The organism is Bradyrhizobium sp. SHOUNA76, from assembly GCF_023006445.1.
Classification (GTDB): Bacteria; Pseudomonadota; Alphaproteobacteria; order Rhizobiales; family Xanthobacteraceae; genus Bradyrhizobium.
In genome coordinates, this window is sequence record NZ_JALBHA010000425.1 from 1 (window position 1) to 5,734 (window position 5,734).

The 5,734-nt window shown below is 62.4% G+C and carries 5 protein-coding genes and 2 tRNA genes; 4 read left to right on the top strand and 3 right to left on the bottom strand.

Translation table 11 applies throughout. The annotated features are described in order from the left end of the window. Window positions 1–152 precede the first annotated feature (152 nt). A complete protein-coding gene (locus MOV74_RS29640) occupies window positions 153–638 on the top strand; it encodes a hypothetical protein (protein ID WP_246930231.1) in 486 nt (161 codons plus the stop codon). Between the two features lie 78 nt (window positions 639–716). Here MOV74_RS29640 and rlmB read toward each other — a convergent pair whose 3' ends face one another. Continuing rightward, window positions 717–1,547: a 23S rRNA (guanosine(2251)-2'-O)-methyltransferase RlmB gene (gene rlmB / locus MOV74_RS29645; RefSeq protein WP_246930235.1), complete on the bottom strand. Its 831-nt coding sequence runs from the start codon at window positions 1,545–1,547 to the stop codon at window positions 717–719. Window positions 1,548–1,753: 206 nt separating this feature from the next. Here rlmB and MOV74_RS29650 point away from each other — a divergent pair. The 3 genes from MOV74_RS29650 (at window position 1,754) to MOV74_RS29660 (ending at window position 3,501) form a co-directional block, all read left to right on the top strand. Continuing rightward, window positions 1,754–1,839 (top strand) — tRNA-Tyr (locus tag MOV74_RS29650). A 273-nt stretch (window positions 1,840–2,112) separates the two neighbouring features. Beyond that, on the top strand, window positions 2,113–3,351 hold the full coding sequence (locus tag MOV74_RS29655; RefSeq protein ID WP_246930237.1) for a hypothetical protein: 1,239 nt from the start codon (window positions 2,113–2,115) through the stop codon (window positions 3,349–3,351). Between the two features lie 64 nt (window positions 3,352–3,415). Next, window positions 3,416–3,501 (top strand) — tRNA-OTHER (locus tag MOV74_RS29660). A 282-nt stretch (window positions 3,502–3,783) separates the two neighbouring features. Here the strand turns inward: MOV74_RS29660 and MOV74_RS29665 are convergent. Together MOV74_RS29665 and MOV74_RS29670 are read right to left on the bottom strand one after the other, a co-directional pair. Further along, a complete protein-coding gene (locus MOV74_RS29665) occupies window positions 3,784–4,815 on the bottom strand; it encodes an LLM class flavin-dependent oxidoreductase (RefSeq protein WP_246930238.1) in 1,032 nt (343 codons plus the stop codon). Between the two features lie 144 nt (window positions 4,816–4,959). After that, on the bottom strand, window positions 4,960–5,734 hold a 775-nt coding region (locus tag MOV74_RS29670; protein WP_246930241.1), incomplete at its 5' end, for a LysR substrate-binding domain-containing protein.

Here is a 5,734-nt window from a genome sequence, read left to right on the forward strand (position 1 = left end):
ATGTCCCGGTCGATCCGCCGCCGGTGATCCTCGCGCCCGAGATCAACGATCGTCCGCGGCCACCGCGACCGCGGCCGCGCACCGAGATACCCGGCAGGCCGCCGGGTTAAGAAACGTCAAAACCAACAAACGGAATTCAACAGGAGAGAGTAATGCGTCAGATGATTTCGGGACTGGTCGCGGCGGCTGCCGTGATGTTCGCCGCGACCGCGCCGGCCGCGGCCTGCGGCTTCAACCCATGCCAGCCGGTTGCGCCGGTCTATTCCGGCTGCAACACCGGTTGCGGCGGCTACGGTTATGGTGCCGGCTATGGCGCCTATGAGCGTCTCGCCGAGCCGACCACGCAGTATTATTACGTCAACCAGGGCCCGACCTACACCGGCCCGGGCGCCTTCGCGCCGTATCCGACCTACCGTGAAGACGCGGTCGTCGCGCCCGCCAATTACGGTTATGGCTATCGCGCCGCCGTGGCTCCCTATCACCGCCCGCACTACCGTCCGTACCGCTACGGCTACGGCCCGCGCTACGGCTATCTGCCGCGCGTGCACTACGGCCACGGTCCGCGCTACGGCTACGCCCACCGCCACGCGCCCATGCCGTACTACGGCGGCCACCGCGCGCTGCGCCGCTATTACTGATCTCTGATCGGTCGAGTTCGCGAAGCGCTCGTCCGCGATGCGGACGGGCGTTTTGTTTTTTGTTGTGACGCGAAGCCGCTACCGCTTCATCAGCCCCAGCCGGCTCGCGCCGACATAGAGCGAGAGCACGGCGGCGTTCGAGACGTTGAGGCTCTTGATCTCGCCGGGCATGTCGAGCCGCGCCACGACGCTGCAGGTCTCGCGGGTCAATTGCCTCAGGCCTTTTCCTTCGGCGCCAAGCACGAGCGCGAGCGGCTCGCGCAGTGCGACGTCCGAGAGGTCCTCGCTGCCTTCGCTGTCGAGGCCGACGGTCTGGAAGCCGAGGTCGTTCAGCGTGGTGAGCGCACGCGCGAGGTTTTGTACGGTCACCATCGGCACCAGCTCCAGCGCGCCGGAGGCGGCCTTGGCGAGCACGCCGGTCGCTTCCGGACTGTGGCGCGCGGTGGTGACGATCGCCTTGACCGCGAAGGCGGCCGCCGAGCGCAGGATGGCGCCGACATTATGGGGGTCGGTAATCTGATCGAGCACCAGCACCATGCCTTCCTGCGTCAGGGTCTCGATATCAGGCGAGGGCAGGGGATCGGCCTCGGCGAGCAGGCCCTGGTGCACGGCATCGGGCGACAGCAGGCGGTCGATCTCCTGGGGCCGGACGATCTCGGGGGTGACGCTGGTCTCGATATTTTCGTCGGCAAGCCGCTTCGCGGCGTTCTCGGTCAGCGTCAGCTTGCGGATCCGTCGCTCCGGATTGGCCAGCGCCATGGTGACGGTGTGCCAGCCGTAGAGGATGACAGGCCCGTCGGGGTGCGAATCACGGTCGCGCCAGGCCGGCCGGCCGGCCGATTTCCCGGGCCGATTGAAGGGCTTAGCCCCGCCGCGGGGACCCCTGGGGGTGAATTTTCGATCCTTCATGGGCTCGCTTGTGTCACGGGTCCCGGAATATGGCAATTTGGCTGGCTTCAGGGACGATTTTAGCTGTTCGCCTCGGTTGACTTTGCCCCACCGCATCGCCCATAAACGCGCCCGGTCGCGCCCCCATCCGGGCTGTCGCGGCCTTCACGTTCCATGGCCGTCTTCGGTCGCCGGCAAGGTCCGGCCCGATTGTGCTGCCGTCGAGCGGGGGAGTGTCCCGAGTGGCAAAGGGAGCTGACTGTAAATCAGCCGCCTCATGGCTTCGCAGGTTCGAGTCCTGCCTCCCCCACCAATCTTTTCAATGAGTTAGCCTGACAAGCTTCCCAGTGCCTCTGAGCGCCCCATAGCTGGGAAGCGTATGGGAAGCATCCCGTCCTTTGGTGCGGCCCTGACCTCCATTAGTTCGCGCCTTGTGAGAATCCCGGAGGCGAACATCCCGGGAAAAGTCCCGTAAAGAGTGCGCCGCCTGTTCTGAACCGGTTTGACTCCCCGTATGCTTCCGTCGTGACGGAAAAGGGACGAGCCGTTAACCGTGACGCACGCTAGAACGCCACGCGAGCCGCTAATGCGCTTCGTTGACGACGACGAGCTTGAACTGATGCTTCGCCGTGACGAATTCACCCGCGAGGATGTGAGGGTCGCCCTACGCTCAGTGAGGCATGGCCACAAGAAGGAAGAGGCGCTGGCCTATGCGGAGACGCTGGTACCAGATGCTGATTACCTGACGGGTTACTCACTCAGCGCGTTGGTTCGCGCCGATATCACAGACGCCGAAGCTGCGAGAGAGATAAAGAAAAACAAGGCGTTCTGTACTCGGTTGACTAGCCTCCTCCCGTCAATTCTTCGGCTCTTCAACGACCGGGATAATCTGGCCGGATTGTTTCGCATGATAGATGATTGTCATGGAGACTTTCACATCACTGCGGCCTCGCCCCGAAAGGATCGCCAAGCAAGAGAAACGCAGGAACGCCTGACGAACGCGATTAAGGCAACTCTCAAGGCGGCGGAAGCAATCGAAAAGGCCAACCAACTTTTGGATAGCGAATTTGACGGTTTTTGGAGGGTCTACCATCCGTATGGGGAACGACCACTGCACCTTAGTGAACTGATCGGCCAACTTAGAATGTGCGCGGGCGTCGGGGAAATTGTAGAGGCCAAGATCAATCTAAATCTGTACGGACCATTCAAAGCGTTATTCTTATCCGGCAATGACTCGCGCACCACCGTCGTCGAATACGCTCACCACATGTGTACGATGTGGAATGGGCCAAAATTAGTGACCACCCCCGGTTCGCAGTTTGCCGACCTTTGCAGCTTTCTTTTTGAGGCGGTGAGCGGTCAAGCCGAAGAAAGCTTGTCGGGCGCAATCAATCGTTACGCCCGCAGTGATGAACGTAAGCAATGGGACCGGGACGGCGAGGAAGAAGTTAGTCCCGATGACAACTTTGTCACTCAGAAAAACAAAACTAGGGTGGCTCAAATCAACATCAAAACGTACGCGGCGATGGCGCGATTTCCCGGGCTTTCGCCGATGGCCAAACAGTTGTTGGCGCTTCGGCTTGAAGACGAGGCCGACCAATACGAGGCGGCCAACAAAGCCTACGGACCAAACCAAGTATATCTGGACCAACTGAATTCCGAGCAAATAGCCACCATGTTCAAAGAAGCGATTTCAAGCTGGCATCCAAAGAAGCAGGAAGATTTCAATGACCTTATGGAAACTCAAATCTCAACGGCGAATTCGCTGGAAATCGAATTGGGCAAGACACGGCGTGCGGCGCGCAAGTTTGGAATTGACGGCTAGTACCGCCTCCCCTTGTACTTAGCGTCAACTGAGGTGCGGACCGTTCCGCTATGCATTCTCTCACCGCAGCGTAGCTTAACTGGATAAAGCCCTCGATGTTCGTCACTATATGTGGTCGGGACGATGCAGGTTCGACTCCTGCCGCTGTGCCAATTGCCCCTTCGCACCCCACCTTCGAGGCTCTTCGCACCCCTTCGCAGCTAGTCAAGCAAAACACGGCGTTTCACGCGAAGGGTGCTTCCCAATTCCATTCACTTCATAGCTGCAATCTGACTGTAAATCAGCCGCCTCATGGCTTCGCAGGTTCGAGTCCTGCCTCCCCCACCATGCTTCGCCCTTCGGGCTACGCGTGGCGCGGCCACGTGAAGCCAGAAGGGCAAAGCGTGGTGTCCAGCGAAGCCCGTAGGGCGGAGACGGACTGAAGCCTAACAGCTACCCCATCATCTCCCTGACCATCGGCACCACCTTCCGGCCATAAAGCTCGATGCTCTTCATCAGCTTCTCGTGCGGCAGGGGACCCGCCGAATATTTCAACTGGAAGCGCGAGATCCCGAGCGCCTTCGCCGTCTTGGCGATCTTGCGCGCGACGGTCTCCGGCGAGCCGGCATAGAGCGAACCGTGCTCGGCTTCGTTGACGAATTCGTCGCGGCCCATCGGCGGCCAGCCGCGCTCCTTGCCGATGCGGTCGCGCATGGCCTTGTAGTCCGGCCACAGCTGCTCGCGCGCCTCTTCATCGGTCTCGGCGACGTAGCCGGGCGAGTGCACGCCGATCGGCTGCGCAGGTCGGCCGAATTCCTTGAAGGCGCGGTGATAGAGCTCGACGAAGGGCGCAAAGCGCGCGGGATCGCCGCCGATGATCGCGAGCATCAGGGGCAAGTCGTAATGCGCGGCGCGCACCACCGATTGCGGGCTGCCGCCGACACCGATCCAGGTTTTAAGCCGGCCGTTCTCGACCGGCGGATAGACCAGCTGGTCCCGCAGCGGCGGACGCAGCTTGCCTTCCCAGGTCACCGGCTTCTGCGACAAGAGCGCGGCAAACAGATCGAGCTTCTCCTCGAACAGCTCTTCGTATTTGCGCAGGTCGAAGCCGAACAGCGGAAAGGATTCGGTGAACGAGCCGCGGCCGAGGATCACCTCGGCGCGTCCGTTCGACAGCGCGTCGAGCGTGGCAAAGCGCTGGAACACGCGGATCGGATCGTCCGAGCTCAGCACCGTCACGGCCGAGCCGAGATGGATGCGCTTGGTCCGCGATGCGATCGCAGCGAGCACGGTCTCCGGCGAGGAGATCGCGAAATCAGATCGGTGATGCTCGCCGAGGCCGATGAAGTCGAGGCCGAGCTCGTCGGCCAGCACGGCTTCGTCGACGACGTTGCGGATCACCTGCGCGTGGGGAAGCATGGCGCCTGAAGCGTCCGTGGTGACGTCGCCAAAGGTATCCAGGCCGAATTCGAGCGGTGCGGTCATTGATGAGGTCTCTGGGCGCAGCCTGCGCCTGTCACTGTAGGAGGGGATTGCTTACGGTGGAGCTAGGCCGTGCTGGTCGATGCAACAATGCTGCTTCGAGAAACGCACCGTTTCCTTTTTGGATCGCGTCAGGCCCGCGCGCGTTTAGTCGGATTCGGCGAACATCTCGACAAGGGTCTCGCGCAGCCAGCGCTGCGCCGGCACGGTGTCGTTGCGCTGGTGCCAGAACAGGCTGACGATGCGCGGCGGCGCCTTGAGCGGCAGCGGCAGGGCGTGCAGCAACGGCGCATGCCTTGATTGCGAACGCAGGTCGCTCGGCAGCACGGCAATGAGGTCGGACTGGCGCACGACCTCGTAGGCGGCGCTGTAGTGATTGACGGTCGCAACCAGGTTGCGCGACAGCCCGCGCGAGGCGAGGAAGAGGTCGTAGGACGGCAGGGTCTTGCCCGCGAGGCTCACATCGACGTGACCCGCGTTGAGGAAAGTGCGCGTGCTGAGCCGCTTCTGTGCGGCGAGCGGATGGCCGCGCCGCATGAAGCAGGCATAGTCGACCGTCCACAGCGAGCGCGAGCGAATGGCGGCCGGCTGCTGCGCCTCGTTGACATAGACGCTAAGCACGCAGTCGACCCGGTTGTTCTCGAGCTGGTCGGCGATCTCGATGACGGTGTTGGGCACGGTGTGGACGCGTGCCTTGGACGCGACCTTGCCGAGATGACCGAGCAGGTTCGGCATCACCAGCGAGGCGACGTAGTCCGACATCGACAGGCTGAACTCGGTCTGCGCGCGGCCGGGATCGAACACCTGTTCGTCGAGCGCACCACGGACGCTTTCCAGCGCCTCGCCGATCGGCTCCCACAGCACCACGGCGCGCTGGGTCGGACGGATGCCGGTGCCGGATCGCACGAACAGGGGATCGCCG

Coding starts and splice junctions, on each gene's coding strand:
- MOV74_RS29640 (WP_246930231.1), top strand. CDS start 153: ATGCGTCAGATGATTTCGGGACTGGTCGCGGCGGCTGCCGTGATGTTC.
- rlmB (WP_246930235.1), bottom strand. CDS start 1,547: ATGAAGGATCGAAAATTCACCCCCAGGGGTCCCCGCGGCGGGGCTAAG.
- MOV74_RS29655 (WP_246930237.1), top strand. CDS start 2,113: ATGCGCTTCGTTGACGACGACGAGCTTGAACTGATGCTTCGCCGTGAC.
- MOV74_RS29665 (WP_246930238.1), bottom strand. CDS start 4,815: ATGACCGCACCGCTCGAATTCGGCCTGGATACCTTTGGCGACGTCACC.